The organism is Kurthia populi (assembly GCF_042686175.1).
GTDB classification, from domain to species: domain Bacteria; phylum Bacillota; class Bacilli; order Bacillales_A; family Planococcaceae; genus Kurthia; species Kurthia populi.
This window is the reverse complement of sequence record NZ_JBHUOR010000143.1, coordinates 1-21,670: the sequence shown is the minus strand read 5'-3', so window position 1 is coordinate 21,670 and position 21,670 is coordinate 1. Positions and strand designations below refer to the sequence as shown.

At 39.3% G+C, this 21,670-nt stretch carries 25 protein-coding genes; 21 read left to right on the top strand and 4 right to left on the bottom strand.

The window, feature by feature from the left end:
- Window positions 1-93: 93 nt before the first annotated feature.
- Window positions 94-777, bottom strand: a complete 684-nt coding sequence (yeiL, locus tag ACFSY7_RS19775) for a transcriptional regulator YeiL (protein ID WP_380149349.1) — start codon at window positions 775-777, stop codon at window positions 94-96.
- A gap of 79 nt (window positions 778-856) precedes the next feature.
- Here yeiL and ACFSY7_RS19770 point away from each other — a divergent pair, with 79 nt between their 5' ends.
- The 9 genes from ACFSY7_RS19770 (at window position 857) to ACFSY7_RS19730 (ending at window position 8,005) form a co-directional block, all read left to right on the top strand.
- On the top strand, window positions 857-1,033 hold the full coding sequence (locus ACFSY7_RS19770) for a hypothetical protein (protein WP_380149348.1): 177 nt from the start codon (window positions 857-859) through the stop codon (window positions 1,031-1,033).
- Window positions 1,030-2,010, top strand: a complete 981-nt coding sequence (locus tag ACFSY7_RS19765) for an MFS transporter (RefSeq protein ID WP_380149346.1) — start codon at window positions 1,030-1,032, stop codon at window positions 2,008-2,010. Before ACFSY7_RS19770 ends, ACFSY7_RS19765 begins: the two co-directional genes overlap by 4 nt.
- A 99-nt stretch (window positions 2,011-2,109) precedes the next feature.
- On the top strand, window positions 2,110-2,928 hold the full coding sequence (locus ACFSY7_RS19760; RefSeq protein WP_380149345.1) for a YitT family protein: 819 nt from the start codon (window positions 2,110-2,112) through the stop codon (window positions 2,926-2,928).
- Window positions 2,929-3,012: 84 nt separating this feature from the next.
- Window positions 3,013-3,831 (top strand): hypothetical protein, encoded by an 819-nt coding sequence (locus tag ACFSY7_RS19755; RefSeq protein WP_380149344.1) that lies wholly within the window; start codon window positions 3,013-3,015, stop codon window positions 3,829-3,831.
- Window positions 3,832-3,968: 137 nt separating this feature from the next.
- Window positions 3,969-4,187: a hypothetical protein gene (locus tag ACFSY7_RS19750; RefSeq protein ID WP_380149343.1), complete on the top strand. Its 219-nt coding sequence runs from the start codon at window positions 3,969-3,971 to the stop codon at window positions 4,185-4,187.
- A 362-nt stretch (window positions 4,188-4,549) separates the two neighbouring features.
- Window positions 4,550-5,650 (top strand): glutamate 5-kinase, encoded by a 1,101-nt coding sequence (proB, locus tag ACFSY7_RS19745; protein WP_126990168.1) that lies wholly within the window; start codon window positions 4,550-4,552, stop codon window positions 5,648-5,650.
- Between the two features lies 1 nt (window position 5,651).
- Window positions 5,652-6,902 (top strand): glutamate-5-semialdehyde dehydrogenase, encoded by a 1,251-nt coding sequence (locus tag ACFSY7_RS19740; protein ID WP_380149342.1) that lies wholly within the window; start codon window positions 5,652-5,654, stop codon window positions 6,900-6,902.
- Between the two features lie 65 nt (window positions 6,903-6,967).
- Window positions 6,968-7,408, top strand: a complete 441-nt coding sequence (locus ACFSY7_RS19735) for a CoxG family protein (RefSeq protein WP_139992231.1) — start codon at window positions 6,968-6,970, stop codon at window positions 7,406-7,408.
- Between the two features lie 72 nt (window positions 7,409-7,480).
- Window positions 7,481-8,005, top strand: coding sequence for a tubby C-terminal domain-like protein (locus ACFSY7_RS19730; RefSeq protein ID WP_126990165.1), 525 nt, complete (start codon window positions 7,481-7,483; stop codon window positions 8,003-8,005).
- A gap of 67 nt (window positions 8,006-8,072) precedes the next feature.
- Here ACFSY7_RS19730 and ACFSY7_RS19725 read toward each other — a convergent pair whose 3' ends face one another.
- Window positions 8,073-8,474 carry a hypothetical protein gene (locus ACFSY7_RS19725; protein ID WP_126990164.1) on the bottom strand — a complete coding sequence of 134 codons (402 nt, stop codon included), beginning with the start codon at window positions 8,472-8,474 and terminating at the stop codon, window positions 8,073-8,075.
- Window positions 8,475-9,529: 1,055 nt separating this feature from the next.
- Between ACFSY7_RS19725 and ACFSY7_RS19720 the strand changes: the two genes are divergently transcribed.
- The 9 genes from ACFSY7_RS19720 to ACFSY7_RS19680 all read left to right on the top strand — a co-directional run bounded on the left by ACFSY7_RS19720 (window position 9,530) and on the right by ACFSY7_RS19680 (window position 17,239).
- The gene (locus tag ACFSY7_RS19720; RefSeq protein ID WP_380149341.1) at window positions 9,530-11,428 is read left to right on the top strand and encodes an LTA synthase family protein; all 1,899 of its coding nucleotides are present in this window, start codon (window positions 9,530-9,532) and stop codon (window positions 11,426-11,428) included.
- A gap of 197 nt (window positions 11,429-11,625) precedes the next feature.
- Window positions 11,626-12,681, top strand: coding sequence for an LCP family protein (locus ACFSY7_RS19715; RefSeq protein WP_126990162.1), 1,056 nt, complete (start codon window positions 11,626-11,628; stop codon window positions 12,679-12,681).
- Window positions 12,682-12,790: 109 nt separating this feature from the next.
- Complete coding sequence (locus ACFSY7_RS19710; protein WP_380149340.1) at window positions 12,791-13,195, top strand: hypothetical protein; 405 nt, start codon at window positions 12,791-12,793, stop codon at window positions 13,193-13,195.
- 40 nt (window positions 13,196-13,235) lie between these two features.
- Complete coding sequence (locus tag ACFSY7_RS19705) at window positions 13,236-13,466, top strand: hypothetical protein (RefSeq protein ID WP_126990160.1); 231 nt, start codon at window positions 13,236-13,238, stop codon at window positions 13,464-13,466.
- Window positions 13,467-13,479: 13 nt separating this feature from the next.
- Entirely contained in the window at window positions 13,480-14,490 is a 1,011-nt protein-coding gene (locus ACFSY7_RS19700; RefSeq protein ID WP_380149338.1) for a YdcF family protein, read from the top strand.
- A gap of 91 nt (window positions 14,491-14,581) precedes the next feature.
- Entirely contained in the window at window positions 14,582-15,412 is an 831-nt protein-coding gene (locus ACFSY7_RS19695) for a Cof-type HAD-IIB family hydrolase (protein ID WP_139992217.1), read from the top strand.
- Entirely contained in the window at window positions 15,409-16,224 is an 816-nt protein-coding gene (locus tag ACFSY7_RS19690) for a hypothetical protein (RefSeq protein ID WP_380149337.1), read from the top strand. Before ACFSY7_RS19695 ends, ACFSY7_RS19690 begins: the two co-directional genes overlap by 4 nt.
- Window positions 16,225-16,250: 26 nt before the next feature.
- Window positions 16,251-16,733: a GNAT family N-acetyltransferase gene (locus tag ACFSY7_RS19685; protein WP_380149336.1), complete on the top strand. Its 483-nt coding sequence runs from the start codon at window positions 16,251-16,253 to the stop codon at window positions 16,731-16,733.
- A 269-nt stretch (window positions 16,734-17,002) separates the two neighbouring features.
- Complete coding sequence (locus ACFSY7_RS19680; protein ID WP_126990155.1) at window positions 17,003-17,239, top strand: DUF896 domain-containing protein; 237 nt, start codon at window positions 17,003-17,005, stop codon at window positions 17,237-17,239.
- 644 nt (window positions 17,240-17,883) lie between these two features.
- On the opposite strand, the gene ACFSY7_RS19675 is transcribed toward ACFSY7_RS19680, so the two are convergent.
- Entirely contained in the window at window positions 17,884-18,675 is a 792-nt protein-coding gene (locus ACFSY7_RS19675) for an enoyl-CoA hydratase/isomerase family protein (protein WP_380149335.1), read from the bottom strand.
- A gap of 194 nt (window positions 18,676-18,869) precedes the next feature.
- Between ACFSY7_RS19675 and ACFSY7_RS19670 the strand changes: the two genes are divergently transcribed.
- Window positions 18,870-19,427: a hypothetical protein gene (locus tag ACFSY7_RS19670; protein WP_380149334.1), complete on the top strand. Its 558-nt coding sequence runs from the start codon at window positions 18,870-18,872 to the stop codon at window positions 19,425-19,427.
- 11 nt (window positions 19,428-19,438) lie between these two features.
- Window positions 19,439-20,086, top strand: coding sequence for a PAQR family membrane homeostasis protein TrhA (gene trhA / locus ACFSY7_RS19665; protein ID WP_158620977.1), 648 nt, complete (start codon window positions 19,439-19,441; stop codon window positions 20,084-20,086).
- Between the two features lie 50 nt (window positions 20,087-20,136).
- On the opposite strand, the gene ACFSY7_RS19660 is transcribed toward trhA, so the two are convergent.
- Window positions 20,137-20,334 carry a hypothetical protein gene (locus ACFSY7_RS19660; protein ID WP_380149333.1) on the bottom strand — a complete coding sequence of 66 codons (198 nt, stop codon included), beginning with the start codon at window positions 20,332-20,334 and terminating at the stop codon, window positions 20,137-20,139.
- Between the two features lie 421 nt (window positions 20,335-20,755).
- Here ACFSY7_RS19660 and ACFSY7_RS19655 point away from each other — a divergent pair, with 421 nt between their 5' ends.
- Window positions 20,756-21,532 (top strand): alpha/beta hydrolase, encoded by a 777-nt coding sequence (locus tag ACFSY7_RS19655; protein ID WP_126990150.1) that lies wholly within the window; start codon window positions 20,756-20,758, stop codon window positions 21,530-21,532.
- Window positions 21,533-21,670 lie beyond the last annotated feature (138 nt).

Below are 21,670 nucleotides of genomic sequence, written 5' to 3'. Positions count from 1 at the left end.
CAATTTTTAAAATTAAATGAATTAAATGGGTGAATGCCGAAAATATTATCACAAAATAGCAAAAAAGCGCATAGGAAATATTTTGCGAATGAATCAGTCGTGAATCGCCGTAGCGAATATAGATGTCGCCATTTCTTCTAGAATCGATTTCTCGCGTAATATATAGCATCTTCCGTCTTTTTGGAGAAGACCGCGCTCTACAAACTGCGCTAAAACATGCAATAAATGACGATACGAAACGCCTAAAAATTCTGCGGCTTCGGTATGTTTTTCTTTATAAATGCCATTATTTTCAGACATCAAAATAAATTCAGCCAAACGATTTTCAAGCGGATAGGCTAAACTTTGCGACATTTTGGCGGAGTTATGCATGATTTTTTTACTCATATACAACGCTAAATGACGTAAAAAGGTGACATCATTTAATAAAAGCTCACGTACATGCACGGTCGGGAATGCGAGGCAGCGTGTTTTTTGAGATGCTTGAATGCCCTTTGAATAATACCGTGCCTCAAGCAACTCCATATCACCGATAAAAGAATGCGTGCCGAGGAAATGCAATAGCGCGACTTTGCCGTTGGATTGGGTAAAATAAACTTTCACTTTACCGGATAAAATATAATACAAATACGCTGGCTCATCGCCCTCGACATTAATAAATTCACCGGCTTCAAAGTCATGAATCTCTGCAAATTGTTCAATGCCCTTTGGGAAAATCGCTTGCAGTGCGGCCTCTTTAACGAAGTGTTGTCTCGTTTCAGTCATTATTTTTTTCATCAAATGCCTCCAAAATATGAGATATCTCCTATTATACTAAAAAGTTTTCATGATACGATGCGAAGAAGGAGTGAATGACATGAACGTACAACGCTGGATGTCCGTCCGTTTTTTCTTATTTTTTATGGGCTGGGGCATCTTTTTACCGTATTGGACGGGCTATTTAGTTGATGGCAAAAACCTCTCGATTGAGCAGGCAAGCGTCATTATGAGCATCGGCTTACTTATGCGCGGGTTATCGACGATTACGCTATGAAAAAAACCGCGAGTGATTTACGTGTCTTACAGTGGGTCAGTGCGGCGGCCTTTTTGCTTGCTTGTAGCTATATCCCAGCACAGGGCTATATGCCGCTGCTTATAATTACCGCTTTATTTAATTTCTTTTTCCCAATGCTAATGCCTGCGCTTGATGCGACGGCTGGCTCACTCACGCAGCATAGTCAGCTACGCTATGCGAAGGCGCGCTCATTTGGCTCCATCGGCTTTATTTGTATGGTACTCATTATTAGTATGCTATCAGGTGCATTTGGGGACCAATTATTCCTCGGTGGCATGATTGTCATTTTGGCAATTTTTACTGCGCTGACATGGACGAAGGCGCCGGATAGTGTACGATTAGCACCCGCAGCGACCGCAGAACGCCCATCCTTTAAAAAATTATTTCAAGTGCGCCATTTCCCGCTTATTTTACTGCTGGCGATTTTACTACAAGGTGCACATGCTGCCTATTACAACTATGGCTATTTATATTTACAGGAGCTTGGCGTGTCGAAGTATTACATCGGTATGATTATTAATGTGTCGGTGTTATTTGAAATTATGCTGTTCACATACGCCGATCGATTGTTTAAAAAATGGACGCCTGGCATGATGTTTGCACTTGCGGCGGCAGGTTCAACTGCGCGCTGGTGCATCATTTATTTCTTCCCAAACGTCGAGCTGTTTATCGTTAGTCAGCTGTTCCATAGTTTATCGTTTGCGCTTGCACATTATGCGTTTATGCGCTTTATTACCGCGAATGTACCAACGAATTATTTACCGAGTGCACAAGGACTGTATGCGACATTTGCACAAAGTTTTGCGACCGCGCTCATGACCTTTTTTGCGACGTACTTGTACACAATGTCGATGCAGGCGGCTTTCCTCGGCATGATTGTCTTTACAATTCCCGCATTTTTCATCGCTTTTTACATTGGTAGAAAACAGTTGTCCAGTACAGAAAAACACGCATAGAACAGCTATTTTCAGAAAAAACTTTTAACAGTTATTTCGCGATATTTTGCACTATAATTACGTTGATTAAAGCATTTGAACGTAAAAGGGGATAGAGAAATGCATCATGTACGCGACATTAGCATGATTTTAATTGGCTCGATTATTATTGCACTAGCTTACAATTTTTTATTAATTCCACATGAAATTTTAAGTAGTGGTTTAAGCGGGATTGCGATGATGCTTGGGATTATTACACCATTTGATACCGGAGTACTTAACTTTTTATTAAATTTACCATTATTGATTTTAGGCGTCTGGAAATTAGGTAAGAAATTTATTACGTATACGATTTTATCAGTTGTGACCATTTCAGTAAGTTTATCGGTTATTCCAGTCGTTGGCTTTACAGAGGACTCCATTTTAGCGGGTATTTTTGGCGGGGTGATTGCGGGGCTTGGGATTGCGATTGTCTTTAAGGCATCGGGGTCATCAGGTGGCTTTGATATTATTGCGATGCTTCTTAGCAAGCGTAGTAATTTCCCACTTGGAACGATTATTTCTGGTTTAAATGCAGTTGTTGTCATTGCATCTGGCTTTGTATTTGGTTGGGATGCGGCATTAAATACACTTGTCAGCATTTATGCGACAGGTAAGGTAATCGACTTAATTCACACGAATCATATTAAGCTAACGGTGACGATTATTACCGCCAAAGGGGAAGAAACAAAAGATGCACTGCTTTCAGGATTGTATCGTGGTATTACGATGACAGAAGGTAAGGGTGGCTACACGGGCGAAAAACGCGACATTTTAATGACGGTTATTACACGTTATCAATTAAATGAAGTGAAAGAAATTGTCAAACAAGTCGATCCACAAGCATTTATGAACATTACACAAACGGTTGAAGTGGCAGGTAATTTTGACCGAGGCTAATACGAGGGAATCGTGCAGTTGCACGGTTCCTTTTTTAGATATTTGGTATACTAAACATACTTAAAGCGTAAGGAGTTTTTTTAGATGAATGAATTCAAACAATTTTTAGTCGACAGTATCGCACAGGATTATAGTCAAGCGTTCGACAGCTTATCAAGCGAGGCAAAACAGCAGATGACAATGAAGCTCGCGGAAATTTATACCATACTAGATGAGCCACAAAAGGCGCAGCGTATGGCTGCAGTCATTCCGACAGCCGAGGCACGTCAAATCGAGGCACAAGCTCTTTTTGCGCAACAAAAAAAGGACGCGGCGATTACGCGTTATTTGGAGTCTTTTCAAATGGAGCCGACAGCCGAAGCCTATTTACAACTCGCAGCATTGTATGAACAAGCCGGTCAACGAGAAGATAGTGCCTACTATACGATGATGGCACATAAATTAAATGCCTACAAATCACTCGCGGCATTACATGACATGGCAGTGCAAGAAGCGGTTTTTGAGCAGGCCCGTCAAATGATTGACCATCCAGGAAGCTTTGATGGCTGGCTTGAATCCGTCATACGTTTAAATGATGACGAATTAGCGCAGTCTGACAATGTGCCACTGATTGAAGAACCAAAGCGCACGACAGTAAAGCCGAAAATTGTAGTAGCAGCAGCGACAGAGCCTGTCATCGCACAAAAAGAGGAACGACCACTAGTAGAGACGCCACTGCTCGCACCAGAACAAGCGATTCAGCCACCAGTGATGCCACCACAGCAACAGGCATCACCTTATGTCGACCCACATGCATTTATTGCTGCACAGCAAGCACAGTTAGAAGAGACGAAAGAAACAACGGATAATGATGATTTAAATGACTTTGAAAGCATGTATTTTGGTGAGATGTACGAGGACTAGGTAGTAAGGTATGTGAATTTTCATTCGTTAAAATCAACTAGAAGTATCGTTCAATCGCCGGTAATAAAGGGAATAAACCATATATGAAGCGCTAATGGAGGTGTTCGATATGATTTTATGGCCCATTTTTTATCGGCATGCTTGTCGGATTTATCGCATTAAAACTGACGATGCGCTTTCGAGCGAAACGGAAATCCTTTGCGGTAGTAAGTGGACCAAGCATTGTACTCATGGTGCTTGGGGGTGTATGCGCCGTATATGGTGCATTGAACTACAGCTATGTCGGAAAATCACTATTATTTTTAGGCATGGCCCTTGTGGCATTTGCGACATCACGTACAGTTAAGCCTCATTAAAAAATCGAGCAATCACACTATTTGCGGATTGCTCGATTTTTTGCGAATTCGTGTCAAATTAACAGAATATATTGACAGAACAGACTTTGTAGTGCATGATAGACAACAAATATAAGCGTAAGAAAGATTAGTACATGTAGCATGCACGGGTAGAGAACGCTCTCCATCGGCTGAAAGAGAGCGACGCAGCACTACATCGAACCTACTTTCTAGCTCCTATGCAAACATAGGCGCAGCCTCAAGCGTTATGAGAAGAGCGGAATATAGTCATGTACTATATTCAATTAAGGTGGTACCGCGAACAAGCCCATTTCGTCCTTAAACTATAGGATGAAATGGGCTATTTTAATGGAGTGAATCGCATGGAACAGAAACGAATTGTCGTAAAAATTGGGAGTAGTAGTTTAACAAATGCAAAAGGAGAGATTGATGACGCCAAAGTGCAAGACCATCTAGCAGCCATTGCACAATTAAAGCAAAATGGTCATGAGGTGATTCTTGTGTCATCTGGAGCTGTTGCGTGTGGCTTTAAAAAATTAGGCTATCCGTCGCGCCCAGTGACATTAAAGGGTAAGCAGGCAGCAGCTGCCGTTGGGCAAGGCTTACTCGTACAAAAGTATACAGAAGTATTAGCCAACTATAACATCACACCGGCGCAAGTTTTATTAACACGTACCGATTTTTCAAAGAAAGACCGCTATCAAAATGCCTATGAAACATTTGAGGAACTACTTGAACGCGGTATTATTCCAATTATTAATGAAAATGATACCGTATCGGTACAGGAATTAACATTTGGTGATAATGATATGCTATCTGCCCTTGTAAGTGGCTTAGTTCATGCCGATCAGCTCATTATTTTAACCGATATTAACGGCTTGTATTCAGACAATCCAAAGAAAAATCCGGATGCTATCCATTTTAAGCATTTGACGAAAATTACCGATGAACTGCTTGGTTTTGCGACATCGGAAGGTTCGAAGGTAGGTACAGGTGGCATGCAGTCGAAGCTACAAGCCGCAAAAACCGCGTATGACCTAGGAGTTAGCGTGTTTATTGGTCGAGGTGAAGGGAAAAATAAATTAATCGATGTGTTAGCAGGTCACGGCGATGGTACGTATATCGAAAAAGAACATGCTATCGTTGTACCAAGTAAAAAACAATGGATTTCTTTATTTTCCGATGCAGCAGGTCGTATTTACATTGATGAGGGTGCTGCAGAAGCACTGCTTTATAAGGGGAAAAGTTTATTACCTGCAGGTGTTTACATCGTACAAGGGGCATTTGAAGCGGGAGAAGTCGTTGAGGTATACCGCGAACGTCAATTAATTGGACGCGGCGAAGTACTGTACGACGCACAAACATTAAAAGAAGCGATGGGTAAACGCACAGATGAAATCGACGGCGCACTCGATGTCGTCATTCACCGTGATCGTTTCGTACAAACAGAGAGGGTGGATTAAAATGTCAGAAGTACATGACAAAGGGTTATTAGCAAAGCAAGCAAGTTACTTAATGAATGAACGTACAACCGATGAAAAAAACGAAGCATTACGCTTAATTGCACAGCAGCTCGTTGAGGATGCTGTCTATATCGTTGATGAAAATAATAAAGATTTAGAGGTAGGCCAAGAAGTTGGTTTATCACAATCGGTGATGGATCGTATTTTATTAACAGAGGAGCGCATTGGCGACATGCATGATGCCATTATGCAACTGATCGATTTACCAGACCCAGTCGGTGAAGTATTGGAAACGATAGATAAAGAAAACGGTCTGCATATTGAAAAGCGTCGCGTGCCACTTGGTGTCATTGCGATGATTTATGAGGCACGTCCAAATGTTACAGTTGACGCCGCGACACTGGCGATTAAAACAGGAAATGCCGTTATTTTACGAGGCTCTTCATCAGCAAAGTTTTCAAATATTGCCATTATGAATACCATTCATAAAGCACTTGAAAAATCAACGCTGCCAATCGATGCCGTACAACTCATTGAGGACACGAGCCGTGAGACAGCGAGCGATTTATTTAACTTAACAGAATACTTAGATGTCCTGATTCCACGCGGCGGTAAAGCCTTTATTGATATGGTCATCCGCGAGGCAAGTGTGCCGGTCCTTGAAACGGGTGCGGGCAACTGTCATATTTTCATCGACGAGGATGCCGATGTTGCGATGACCTTTAATATTGTGAAAAATGCGAAGCTACAGCGCCCATCTGTTTGTAATGCGGCGGAAAGCTTATTAGTAGAGCGTACATGGTTTGATGCACATGGGCAAGAGCTTGTCGATATGCTATTAGGCGAAAACATTATCGTGCATGGTGATGAAGCGGTATATGAGTTAAATCCAGAAAATATTAAGCTTGCGACAGAAGATGACTGGAGCACGGAATATTTAAATGAGGAACTTTCTGTTAAAGTAGTGGGAACTCTTGACGAAGCCATTCGTCATATTAATGCGTATGGCACAAAGCACTCAGAGGCCATTATTACACCACATCCAGAACGTGCACGCCGTTTCCAGCAAGGCGTCGATGCTGCAGCGGTGTATCATAATGCATCAACGCGCTTTACCGATGGCTTTGAATTTGGCTACGGTGCGGAAATCGGTATTAGTACACAAAAGTTACATGCACGCGGACCAATGGGCTTACCAGCATTAACGTCCACAAAAGTGTATATCGAAGGCACCGGCCAGATTCGAGGCTGATCATCGCCAATCAAACGTTTTCTTGATATAATAAAAGAACAATAGACAGAAAGTAGTGATGTGACGTGGCAGAAACAACGTATAAAACAAATATCGCAGTAGAACAACAAAAAGTATGGTCTTTCGTATCTGATATCGAAAAATGGGCAAAATTAGTACCAGGATATCGTCAGCACGAAATGTTAAATGATAAAGAATCTACTTGGACATTCGGTGGTACAGTAGCGGGTATTACGAAAAAAGTAGATGCAAAAATCACGATTACAGAATGGCAAGAGCCATCAAAAATTGGCTTTTCATTAGAAGGCCTAAGCGATAAATTTACGGGTGCTGGTTATTTCCAAGCGAATGAAGTAAGCCCAACTGATACAGAAATGGTTATGCATCTTGAAGTGAAAGCGGGCGGTGTTGCAGGTGTTGCACTAAACCCAATCTTTAAATTAGCATTGCCAATGGCTGCAGAAAAATTAGCAAACCGTGTTGTGAATAAAATTACAAAAGCATAATTGATAAAAAAGAGCCTTTTCCATTGTCGGAAAGGGCTCCTTTTTTGTATAGTAAATTGTAGGAGGAAGGCAATGAAACAATACTTTTATACACACCCGAATACAATTGTAGAAACACCTGAAATTTTTGTGAAAAATGAGGCTACACAAAATGTTGGTACGGTTCAACGAATGTATGGCAATGGCGTGAGCCGCTTTTTTGATCGCATGATGGATTACAAATATTTCGTAAAATACGAGGCACATATTCAAGACTATGACCGCGCAATGTGCCGTAAAATTTCACGCAAAGGTCGCGTCTTTTATCGTGCGGAAATCGAAGGCGAAAAACCTTTTGAAATCGGCTATATTGGCTGGCGTGATTTAATTCCAGATTTACAAATTACAAATGGCGACACGACAATGATTTTGCATAAGGAGCATGAGGGCTGGTCTAATTTTGAGTGGCAGGATACTGACTATGCCCGCTGGCAAGCAATATTTAATGAAGAAACGAATCATTTTGATATAGAGTTGCAAATTGAAACGATTGCACCGATTCAAAATCCAGCCTTTTATATAGCGATTGCTCAAACAACCTTATTTATTGGTGGCTAGTTGACCAAAGTAAAAACCGTTCAAGATTTTGACTCTTGAACGGTTTTTTTATTATTATAAGGATTTTTTAAAATAATACGGGTTTATCATTTGAGATGATTTTAAAGTGAATGCCAGGAACTTCCGTAGCAATTTTTTCTTTTAAAACATCTAAATTTATAAGTTCTTCATTCGTAATTAATGCCGCGATATGTTCAAGTAAATGATCAAATGCTTTTGTGAATAAATCACGCATATTATCAAAATCTAAGCTACGAAAGCTACCATTAATATCAAATGCTTCAATTGAATTTAATTGCTTTGATGCGCCAGCGAAGCGATCATCATAGACCGTATAATTTTCATCAGTCACCGCGATAATAAATAATTCCTCACCTGTAATCGTTTGAAGTTGTAAATTATTTTTATGCTTTTTCACGTCATCAATAATATGTATGCCGTCTGTATGTTTCATTTTAAATAAATGCATCCAATTCCTCCTTTAATCATTCTGCATTTTATATCGGTTAAAGAGAATGGAATTTTTACCTATTTAAATCAATATATTATGATGAGCGATTATCGTTATGAGCAAAGCCTATTTTTTAGCCTGGCTAAGTAAAAATTGCTCATTACCTCATGGAGCGTGTTTTGGATACGACATATTTTTCGATAAGTGACAGCCACGGGGCTAATGAATTAGTAATATGCTATGAATTTGCTTAAAATCATCGAGATGATAAAAAAATAGTATGCTAGCGCCTATTTTTTTGCGCATTGACAAGTTGTTTTTTAACAAAAGTTTGCTGGAAAAGGATAAAATCGGGCTATTTTTGTCCTGAAATGGCTTGTTTTAGGTTCGGAAAAGCCGTTATTATCGCCAACTTCATGCCTGTGAATAAATGACACGCTTTTTATGCCACTAGGTCTTTTTTTAGGGGATTATTGTGTTGAAAACACCCCTTAGAGCATCCCTAAAGGCTCTTTTTTAGCCTTTTTTGTGATATTAAGCCCCTGTTTACGGTTATGTTTTTTTAATAAATGACATGCTTTTACTACGTTTCCTGCTTATTGATAAATAATAGCGTAATCATTTGCGCATCTGACACATATTTTTAAGTAAGTCGTAGTCAAAAGCCGCTCCTTAGGGAAATGCGTGATTTCATCTAAATTAGTTGCGCTTGGCTAGGTGAAAATCATTGCTAACGAAAAAATTAAAACAAAGCATTTGTCCAGATGTTTCGTGCGATGCGTAGTATGCTGCTACGAAATTTTTCGGCGGTGTTAATCGCTTGTTAAAAACAATAATCAATGACCGAACTTAATAAAAATAATGACGTCTTAATTAGAAGGAAGAGACATCGGAAAAATGGCAAATAGACATGCGTCATCGCAAAAGTGTATAGGTGCAAGCTGTCTTTAAATTGACACAGCTTGTAAAGGATTTGTTAAAAAAATGTGATGTTAAAAGCGCGAGTGATCGTTTTTTCTGATAAGATAGAAGGGAAAAACTTTTGAAATTGAAGAAAGCAGGAATTCAAACACATGAAACATACTAAATGGCCGCGGCATACATTGTTACTCATTGCAGTGCTTGCGACTTGGTTACAAACGTATTATACGTATCGTACGGCCTTTGATTTAGACATTGAAAATGGCATGCAGGCGTTTATTTTATTCATTAACCCACTTGCCGCGCTTCTTTGTGTGTATGGTATTTCACTATTTTTTAAAAGCGCAAAAGGTCGAAATGCGTATATCATTACCGTAAAAGTTATTTTATCGATTGTTTTATACGGTAATGTCGTATTTTATCGTTTTTACAATGATTTTATTACGCTGCCTGTGTTGTTCCAAACGAATAATTTTGGTGATTTAGGTAGCTCGGTTGCAGGACTTGTTGGGTGGGCAGATGTTTTTTATTTTGTCGATTTAGTGCTCATTATTTTAGCTGTATTATTTTTACCAGCAGCAAAAGAATTTAACCGCATGGCAAGCAACCGTCGCAACACGTATTTTGCGCTTAGCTTTGCCTTATTATTTTTAAATTTAGGCTTAGCTGAAAAAGAACGACCTCAGTTACTAACACGTAGCTTTGACCGTGAATTATTAGTGAAAAACATTGGAACATATAATTATCATTTATATGATATTTACGTGCAATCAAAAACACACGCACAAAAAGCATTTGCTGATGGTGGCGAGTTGACGACGATTGTTAACGATGCTAAATCAAATGAAGTAAAGCCGGATAAGGATTTCTATGGTATTGCCAAAGGAAAAAACGTCATCTTTATTTCACTAGAGTCTACACAAAATTTTGTTATTAATGAAAAAATGAATGGTCAAACAATTACACCATTTTTGAATAAGTTAATTAAAAGCGATGACACCTTGTATTTTGATAACTTCTATCATCAAACAGGGCTAGGTAAAACATCCGATAGTGAATTTGTGATGGAAAATTCATTGTATGGCATTGGTGGGGGGGCAGTATTCTTTACGAATGCGAGCAACTCACTAAATTCAATGTCTGAAAAGCTAGGCGATAATGGCTATGCGACAAGTGTACTGCATGCTAATAATAAATCGTTTTGGAATCGTGATTTAATGTATCAGGCAATGAATATCGACACGTTTTATGATATTGAGTCATATGATGTCAATGAAAAGAATTCGGTCAACTGGGGCTTGAAAGATATTCCATTTATGAAACAGTCAGTAGAGATTATGAAAGACATGAAACAACCATTTGCGACACGTATGCTGACGCTCACAAATCACTTCCCGTTTACATCGGATAAGAAGGATCAATATATTGATGCTTATGATTCAGGCGATAAAACAGTGGACCGTTATTTCCAAACAGTCCGTTATACAGATGAAGCGGTGAAAGTATTATTTAAAAAGCTGAAAAATGCCGGGCTGTATGACAATACAGTTGTTGTGATGTACGGTGACCACTATGGTATTTCTGAAAATCATAATAAAGCGATGGCGAAATTTTTAAATAAAGAAGAAATTACACCGTATGATACGGTCATGCTACAAGAAGTACCATTTATTATTCATGTGCCAAATACTGACATTAAAGCAAAAGCTGATAAAAAAGTGCATGAAGTAGGTGGGCAAGTAGATATTCGTCCAACAGTATTGCATTTATTAGGTGTAGATACGTCAAACGACATTCAAATCGGAACGGATTTATTAGCGAAGAAGCATGATGATTTAATTGCGTTCCGTGATGGCCGTTTCGTCACGAATGATGTCGTGTATACACAGGAATTGTTCTATGACCGTAAAACAGGCGAGCCATTAGGGGAAACGGCAGAAAATCATGAGCTTATTGAGCGCGCAAATGCCAAAACAACGTTATCGGATAAAATCATTAACGGAGATTTATTCCGCTTTTATGATGAAAAAACAGGTACGGTGAAACAATAATGAACTCAAAAACCGCGTATTTTCGCGGTTTTTTTGTGTTTTCACATCTATTCACATAGATTTATTGTACAGTAAATACCAATTCCGATAAAATAAGAGATACAATATGTAGACGAATGGAAACTTTTATCGAATAGCCGGCGTCATAACGCTAGAATAGGTGGACGGACTAACTACATCCAGAAGGAGAAGACTGCATGGAAGAAAAACAACCTGAGAAACAACCGAAGAAAAAACGCCGCGTGCTACGATGGCTTATTTTTACACTTGTAGGTATATTTATTTTCGCTGCCTTTACAGTAGGAGGCTATGCCTATTATTTATATGAAAAGGGTGAAAAGGCTGTCGCTGAGTCATACGATGCGGGCCGCGATGTGAAATCTTCGTTGCGTGAAGAGGAAGTAGAGCCGCTAGAGGATAATTTGTCGATTTTAATTGTTGGGATTGATGATAGCACAGAGCGTGCACAAGGCTCGAATCATGCGCGTTCAGATGCTTTAATGCTTGCAACATTAAATAATGCGGATAAAACAATTGATTTAGTGAGTATTCCACGTGATTCGTATACCTTTATCCCAAGCGTTAATTATGCGACAAAAATCAATCATGCCCATGCATTTGGTGGCATTGATAGCACGATTGAAACCGTGCAAAATCTATTAAATGTGCCAGTTGATTATTATGTGGAAGTAAACTTTAATGCCTTTATTGATGTCGTTAATGCACTAGATGGTATTGAAGTGGATGTACCGTATGATTTACATGAACTAGACGAAAATGACAAACGTACGGTGAACTTGAAAAAAGGTACACAAGTCGTTGATGGTCGTGAAGCCTTAGCACTTGCGCGTACGCGTCACCAAGATAGTGATATTGAACGTGGTAAGCGGCAGCAAATGATTTTAGAGGCGATTACCGATAAAGCGATGTCAACATCATCATTAACGAAATATAGTAGTTTAATTACAGCGCTAGGCGATAATATGACGACAAACATGTCCTTTGATACGATGAAGTCTCTATTTGTGTATATGCAATCTGGCTCGCCGTCCATTAAAAGTTTATCTCTAGAAGGTGATGATGACATGTCTACAGGGGTGTATTATTATAAATTACGCCAAGATAATGTTTTAAGTGTTCGTCAAACATTACAAAAGCAATTAGCATTACCAGAAGATAAAGAAATTACATTAGAGAATAGCTATTTAGTTGATCATGTAACGAAAAAAGATAGCGCTAGTAGTAATAAATAACGGTCGTTCCGAGGATAGAGCCTGTGCTTCTATCCTCTTTTTTAAATGAGCAATGTCAGAAGTAGCATTCAAAAGCGGTCTTTGATATGCTCTATAGTGGAGGTGTACTATGTTGTACATAAAAGAGCTTTTTATTTACATATTGGTGCTGGCAATTTTATTACGCGATAGCTTTAGTGAGTGGGCGATTTGGGAAAGCTTACCGACGAAACCATTTTATATCGTCGTTATCGTGTTATTGCTCGTATTATTTTACCCAACAAAGAAAGTATCGCTTATGCAAAACTTTTGGATGCAGCTGCGCGTGATTGTCCTTATTTTAGCAGCCATCGTTATCATGCCGCTGCTAGGTGGGCATTCAGCAATTGGTCTAGATGTGCGTCAGCCGATTTTCTTTATGATTATCGTGCTTAGCTTGTTTCAATTATCGATGCAGTACAAGCGTGCGAAGCAACAAGTAGCGCGTGAAAAAGAAATTGAAGAAGAACTAAAGAAACAGCATCAAGTAAAGTAGGCAGAGTCTTGGGACTTTGTCTTTTTTAGGAGGGAACCACATGCATGATGTAACGATTATTGATTTTGCATGGAATGGCACGACATTATTTATTGAATTTACAGGTTTTGATGGCGAGCGCAATGCACGCTTTAACGGCATGGTACGCGTTGTTGGCGACATACCATACGGCGATATTATTCATGAGCGACGCAGTGAATTATCCCCGTCATGCCGCGCGTTTGTCGTTGAAACATTGACGGCAAAAATTCAACAACATGCATTTGATTAAGGGGGGATGATTAATGTGGTGGGCAACAGCTATTTTACTAGCAATTTTTATCATCGTTTATTGGCTTGAACCACGCCGTTTTGTGAATGTGTATGTGTTTGGCATTGTCTTTGGATGGTGCTCACTGATTGGCCTTGTGTGGGTACTGCCAGATATTTTAAGTGAATCCCCGATTGTCGTGCAATTTTATTATGTATTGCTCTTTGCAATTATTCCACTATCTTTATTGGTCATTAGCTTTTTAACATTTTTCAATGGCAAAATTTTATTAGAAAAAGAAGAGCGTCGCCCACGCAATTTATTGTTTAGCTCGATCGGCGTTATTATTGTCGGGATGGTCATTTGGTTTTTATACAATTCTATTATTCGTGATTTAACGCCTACCGATGAAATCGTCTTTTTATATGTCGCTGGCTTAGTCGGATATGGGCTGTATTTATTTACGAGTACGACGTTGTATGCCATTTTGTATCATTATCGTCCGATTTTATATAAGCCGGATTTTATTATTGTATTGGGCTCAGGATTGATTGGTAAAAAAGTGCCGCCGCTACTAGCAAGTCGTATTAACCAAGCAGTAGAAGAATGGCGTAAAAATCCTTCGGCAACGATTATTATGTCGGGGGGACAAGGGGCAGATGAGCTTGTATCCGAAGCAGAAGCGATGCGTGATTATGCTTTGGGGCATCACGAGGATTTAGACGAAGGGAAAGTTCTTATTGAAAATAAATCCACGACAACGTATGAAAATTTCTTGTTTTCAAAACGTATGATGGATGATTTAAAGGACACATATCGTATTGTTTTCGTGACGAATAACTTCCATGTTTTTCGCGCAAGTTTATACGCACGTAAGCTCAAATTAGCCGGGCAAGGTGTTGGTTCTAAAACAGCTACCTACTATTTAGCGAATGCCTTTACGCGTGAATACATCGGCTTACTTGTCATGACAAAGAAAATTCATATCGTATTCTTTATACTTTGGACATTATGTATGGCCGTACTTTATCGAGCCTATTCCTAGTAAATAGAAACGGCAATCAGAGAAAGACGTGATTGTCGTTTTTTGATGTTATTTTTTTGATAGAATGAAAGACAGGAAAAGAGGGATTTACATGGAAGATGTTCAATTAGTCGCACTTGATATGGATGGCACAACGTTGTTACCTGATTTAACAATTGCACAACAAACAAAAGAAAAAATTTCAGCCTGTATCGCAAAAGGAACGGCGGTTACGATTTGTACAGGGCGTACACTTGCAGAATTGAAATGGGAATTAGAGGAGCTAGGCGATGTACCGTATGTCATTACCGGAAATGGTTCTGCGGCATGGTGTCTTCGCGATGGTACTAAGCTATACGAGGATACAGTAAGCTACGACGACGCCATGCATATTATGGAGATTTTACGTCCATATGATATGCGGATTGAGGTATATTATGATGGCAAAGTGTTTGTGAATCAGCATGTACTCGATCATATTGTGGCGTATGGCGCGACGGAGTTTCCGGAATTTATTTTAGAAACACGTACAGCGGTTGAGGATATTTATGCCTTTATGGAAAAGCTACAGCAACCGATTGATAAATTTAATTTATTTTTCAAATCAAGTACAGAGCGTCAAGCAGCTTGGGATGCATGTGTTGCAGCAGGCTATAATGTCACAAGCTCGTTTTTGCAAAACATGGAAGTGAATTCGAAAACGGCGAATAAAGGCAATGCCTTAAAACATTTAGCACAATCATTACATATTCCGGCGCAGGCTGTCATGGCCGTTGGGGATCAATTGAATGATGTGTCGATGCTAACGTATGCTGGCGTGCCGGTCGCAATGGGAAATGCGGTGTCTGAGGTGAAGGAATTAGCGGTCTTTATTACAAAATCAAATGCTGAAAATGGTGTGGCTTATGCACTTGAGCGTTACGTTTTAGGAGGACAGGCATGAACATTATTTCACTAAGCGGTGCGAGTGGTACGGGGAAAAGTACGGCCGCATTAGCGTATGCTTATAGTCATCGTATTGATGCTATTATTGATGATGGTCTGCTCATTATGAATGGCAAAAAACGTGCGGGTACGTCGGCTAAATTTGAAAAAAGTGCCCTAAAGGCTGTACGCCGTGCGATTATTTCAGATGATGCCCACCGCGATGAATTATGCGAGGCTATTGATGAGGAACATATCGAATCTTTAATGATTATTGGCACATCGGATAATATGACATCAAAAATTGCTGAGCGCTTACACCTAACGATTCAGCAGCGAATTTATATAGAAGATATTAATTCGGAAGCGGAAATCAAGCTGGCGCGTTTTATGCGTAAAAATGAAGGCCAGCATACGATGCCATTACCAATGCAACAAATTGAACAAAACTTTTTTAAACGTTTAATGCGTCGAGGTGCAGAAATCTTTTCACCGAAACGTGAAAAAATTGGGGAAACAACGATTGTGCATCCAGATTTCCACGACGACTTCACACAAATCTCAACAAAGGATATGATGGAAGCCTTTAAGGAAGTTATTGAGCAAAAGAAACGCTTAACGGTGAAAAAGATGCAATTTAAATTATTACCACTACCAGCGCTCGAAGTACAAGTTGTCTTGAAAATGTCGTCACAAATGGAACTAATGACGACACCGAATGCGATTGAAGAAGCACAAAAAACATTAATTGAATGCTTTAGTCAGCTATATGATTTACAGTTTGGAACATTAGCGATGAAAGTGGTCGACATTGAATTTGTAGAGGAATGAATTTGTAGAGGAAAGGGGAGCGTCAAATGATTCGAAAAGCAAATATAGATGATTTAGCGCGTATTATGGACATCGAACGTGCGGGATTTTCTGAAGCGGAGGCTGCAACAGAAGCAGCGATGAAGGAGCGTATTGAAAAAATCAGCGATACCTTTTTTGTAGTAGAGGAGCAGGGGGATGTGCGTGCCTTTGTCGTTGGCAATGTCATGACAAAGCGCTACATAACAGATGATCAATTTGAAACATTACAAGCCAATCAGCCAATAGGTGGGCATCAAAGTGTGTTAAGTATTGCGGTGGACCCTGCGTATCGTAGTAGAGGTTATGGATCCCAGCTACTGACGCATATCGAAGCGGTTGCGCGTGAGGCAGCGCGTGAAAGTGTATCGCTTACATGTTTAGCACGTTTAATTGGTTATTATGAAAAACAAGGCTATGTGAATGAAGGTGCTTCATCGTCAACACATGGTGGTGAGCAGTGGTTTAATTTAGTGAAGCCATTGTCATAATAAGTGAAAGAGGCTTTGACATATGTATAAAAACAACCGTTCATATGAGCATAAGAAAAACCGGAATCGCGCTGTAGCGTGGTTTCGGTTTTTCGTTGCGAACGCTAAAAAAGAAACATGACGTGTTTTGTCCCAGCCTCTTTTTTGTTGAAACAAAATACTTGTCTTTTAAACCCCTATGAGGTATATTTATATCAACATCAAGTATCTTGAATTACAGATAAAATTCAAGTGTGTTAGATGTTAGTTTAATTGGAAGAGGTGGCAACATGATTCAAATCTTACCACGTATTAATGAATTAGCAAAAAAACAAAAAGAAGGCATGTTAACAGCCGCAGAAAGCGCTGAACAAATCATCCTTCGTAAACAATATTTAGAACAGTTTCGTGCACAAGCGCATGGCATTATTACGAATGTAAAAGTTATTGACCCAAACGGGGACGATGTAACACCACAACAAGTAATTGATGCGAAAAAAGCGCGTCTAGATAACAATAACGATTAAATCACGCAAGTGTGTGATACAAATAAACGGCTAAGACAATAAAATTGATCTAGCTGAAAAGAACAGCATAAGAAAAGAAGGCATTGCGCCCGGAACTGAGCCTCAAAAGTGAGACAAAGAAAAGGCCAATATTCTTCAATAGAATTTGACGGACGCTTTCCTGGGGCATGGCGGAAGCCGCCTCGCTCGCAAGCTCACTGCGGGGTCTTCCGCTCATGCTATTCCCCTAGGAGTCGCCGTCAAATTCTTGTTTCACATCTTTTTTTGTAGTCAACTGGCGTTCCACTTTGCCAAAAAGCGCGTATTATTATTGTAACTAGTTACGATAGAACGTTTCACACTTTATACTGGCGTTATCAGCGAGCGTACCTTTACTGGCCATGCTCATGATAACGCCTTTTTTGTTTAACTGCTACTACTTATGCGTTGTCACTTCATCTAACCGCTCTTTAGATGATATTTCCCCGTCTTCGTACCACTGCATCTATTGGTAAATTTTAATCATCATGTCCTTCAACGCTATTTTTTACGACTCCAAATTAAGGACTTTTAATTTTGTTTCGTATAAATACGCGTGTTTTTGCCCACTAAAAAACACCTCCAAAGATTTATACTCCTTGAAAGTGTTCTTCTTTTTGGTGTAATTAAATGCGACGTTTAAACTGGGCAGGACGTTTTTCAACGAAGGCTTGCACGCCCTCGGTAAAATCCGAACCAACAAATGGTGTCGAGCCATTCCATAAATTCGGTACAGAATCGATACATTCTTGTACCGATGTTTTAACAGCAAGTAGTGAGGCTGGTGACATTGATGCCACTAATTTCCCCATGCGAATCGCATAACGATCCAACTGATCATCACTCGCAATATAGTTCAGCATACCAACGCGGTAAGCATCATCGGCTTTTAACATACGCCCTGTATATACAAGGTCCTTTGCCATACTTGGGCCAACAAGACTTACGAGACGCTGTGCGAATTGATTATTTAATGTAATGCCTAATTTACCGACAGGAATGCCAAGCTTCGCCTTATCAGAGCCAATGCGCAAGTCGCAAGCAAGTGCAAGTTCTAAGCCAGCACCCATGGCAGGGCCATTAATAACGGCAATCGTTGGGATTGGTAAACGCTCGATTGTTGAAATCGTACGTTCCATATCGACAAATGCCGCTTCCGCTTTTTCAAGGGAAATCGCATTAAATTCTTTAATATCTGAACCCGCAGTAAAGCTTTCGCCATAGCCACGAATAATTAATACTTTATTTTTTGGATTTTCTAACGTTTGCAGTGCAATACTGCGAAGCTGCTGCCACATATTTGCTGTTAATGCATTTTTAGCTTGTGGACGACGAATCGTAATAATCGCTAAACCAGCCGTCTCTTGGTAAATAATTTTGGCATCTTCTTTTTCTAAACGTGTTGTTGATACTTTCATATGTAAGTCCCCCTAGACGAATAATAATACTATTGTATAACAGTTTTAGCTGTTATAGTATTGAAAGCGATAAATTGACTGATAAATGGCATATTTGCGAAAATTAATGCATCGAAAGGTAGTCGAAATGCGAATTCAACGGTAAAATAAGAAAGAGTGTTAAAGAGTATGATATCGTAGTGGAGTTGAGGCATATGGTCGGTATAGTAATCGGAGTGATTGTCGTTGCAGTTGTTCTTTTTTTTGCCATGCAATCATCTTTGCCACTAAAAAAAACAGATGATATAAAAGAATCGTTTAAACAACTAGAAGGAAGGTTATGGAGAAGCTATGTGGATTTTTCCATTACAAAGCAAAATGAGCTATATGCGCGTTATCTAGATGAAGAAAGCAGGGCGCGGGTAGTGGAAACAAATGAGCTACCGAATGAACTTGTTTTGGCAATTCGTGAATTTCATGAACAGTTAGGCAAAGAACTTATGGAAATGGAGACGTATTATGCATCGATAGAAGAGCCAGCGAATCAGGAGCTAGTGCGTTATTTTATCACATATTTACAAGCACGTAATACATTTTTAAATAAGGAGTGGGGCTATACGCGCGCGTTATTAAAGCAGCAAGAAGATGCTCTTTTAGCGACGCAACTGTATCGTCATGCACGAAACCAGCAAACCGCTGCATATGAGGTGTTTGCTGCGCACATTAATCAACGTGCAAAAAAATTAAAAGTAGAAAATCGGTTTCAACAATAACAAAGGATGTGGTGACGACGTTTTTAGAACGAGTCAAAAAGAAAACCCGTGAACAGCAGGTAGCTGAAAAACTATGGAATGCTTATTCCCACGCGGTCGCACTTATCATTACGCTACCGATGGCGTATTTCTTATTAAAACAAGCGAATACAAAGATAGAATGGATTAGCTATAGTATTTTTATGCTATCGATGATGCTATCATTTGCTACATCAACGATTTTTCATGCATCGTATTCAAAATGGCGCGAACTGTATCGTAAACTTGACCACTCCGCCATCTATATGCTGATCATCGGAACATATGCGCCGATGATGCTGATTGCAGTTGGCGGAACGCTAGGAATTGTCATCTTTAGCATCGTATGTGTGTTAGGCACAGCTGGGATTATCTTAAAATTATTTTATTATAAAAAGATTCAGCGTATTTCTATCCAGTTATACGTAGCACTTGGATGGTTGATGATGCTTGCGATTATTCCGATTTTCCATCATATCGGCTGGCCAGGGATGTTTTGGCTTCTTCTGAGCGCGGCATTTTTCATGAGTGGTGTATATTTCTTCAAGGAAACAAAATTACTATTTAGTCATACGGTATGGCATGTGCTCGTATTATTTGGGAGTTTTGCGATGTATGTGTGCATTTATTTATATGTATAAGGAAAAAAGCCGAAATTGCGTCCTGCAATTTCGGCTTTTTCTATGAATGATTAATTATCAAATTCTTGTTCAAGCTGGTTTAAGCGTGCGCGGATTTCATCGATATTATGACGAACGTTTGCATCCGCTTGTTTTTTAAATTGCGCTTCATATAATTTATCTGACTTGGATAAAGCGATGGTCGTAATAGCACCTGTAGCAACGATGCCACCAATCGCGAATAATAGTTGTTTCTTTTCTTTTTGCATACGACAAGCCCCCTCCTCTAATCATAAACTCCCTCCTATAAGAACGCAAAAAGTCTTGTAGTAAATAGGAAAATACGTCGTAATTAGCGATAAAAAACGCCGAATTAACATATTAGAAGGGTTTCATCTCAAAATGATATAGATGAATTTACAGAAAATATAGACAACGGAGAAAGGTTGTGAAGAACTTCACGAACCCTTGATATGACGGGATTTTGCTTATGCTTGAAGGTATCATAATCATTACAAAAACGCATAAGTAATTTAAGGTTTATATAGTGTACATTATTGAAGAAAGGTGTTAGAGTGTATGTAGCTTCAAGTTGTGTACAAAATTTGTGCAACTTATTCATAAAAAAACTTATTTATAACTATAAACAATTGACATATTAAATGGATTAATATAAAGGAGACGTTTTACATGAAACTACTAGCACCTCAACCATTTACATTAGAAGGTGGCAAACGCGCCGTACTATTATTACATGGCTTTACTGGAAGTACAAAAGACGTGAAAAAACTTGGCCAATTTTTAAATAAACGCGGCTATACATGCCATGCACCAATGTATCGTGGTCACGGTGTCGATCCAGAGGAAATTTTAAACTATGGCGCTAAGTATTGGTGGGAAGACGTAACACGCGGTTACATGCACCTTAAAGACTTAGGCTATGATGAAATTGCTGTAGCAGGAATTTCTCTTGGTGGCGTATTTACATTGAAAGTCGGAGCAGAATTCCCGGTAAAGGGTGTTGTCGCAATGTGTGCTCCTATCAAACGTCGTTCAAAAGAAGGACTATTTGAACGTCTTTATAAATATGCGGAAGTTTACAAACGCTTAGAAGGTAAACCAGAAGCACAAGTTCAAATGGAATTAGATGATTTAGAAATGATGGATCGTCATGCCTTAACGGAAGTACAAAAAATGATTGCTCATACAAGTGATGAAATTGAAGATATTCATACACCAACACTTGTATTACAAGGTAAATTAGATGATGACTTATACCAACAAAGTGCACCATTTATTTACGATACCGTTGAAACAGATGACAAAGAATTAATCTGGTACCAAAATTCAGGTCACATTATTACACTAGGAAAAGAGCGCGAAAAAGTATTCCAAGATACGGTTGAATTCCTTGATACATTGGACTGGAGCGTACCTGTAGCACAAAAACAAGTAGCAGCACTATAATAATAACGATGAAACACGTTCCAATTGGAGCGTGTTTTTTTATATGATAGATTGTCAAATTAACTGCACCACTTCACATTCAAATGCATCCTGTGTGGTATTCCAGTTGAGGCACTTTCTTGGTCGATTGTTGATCAA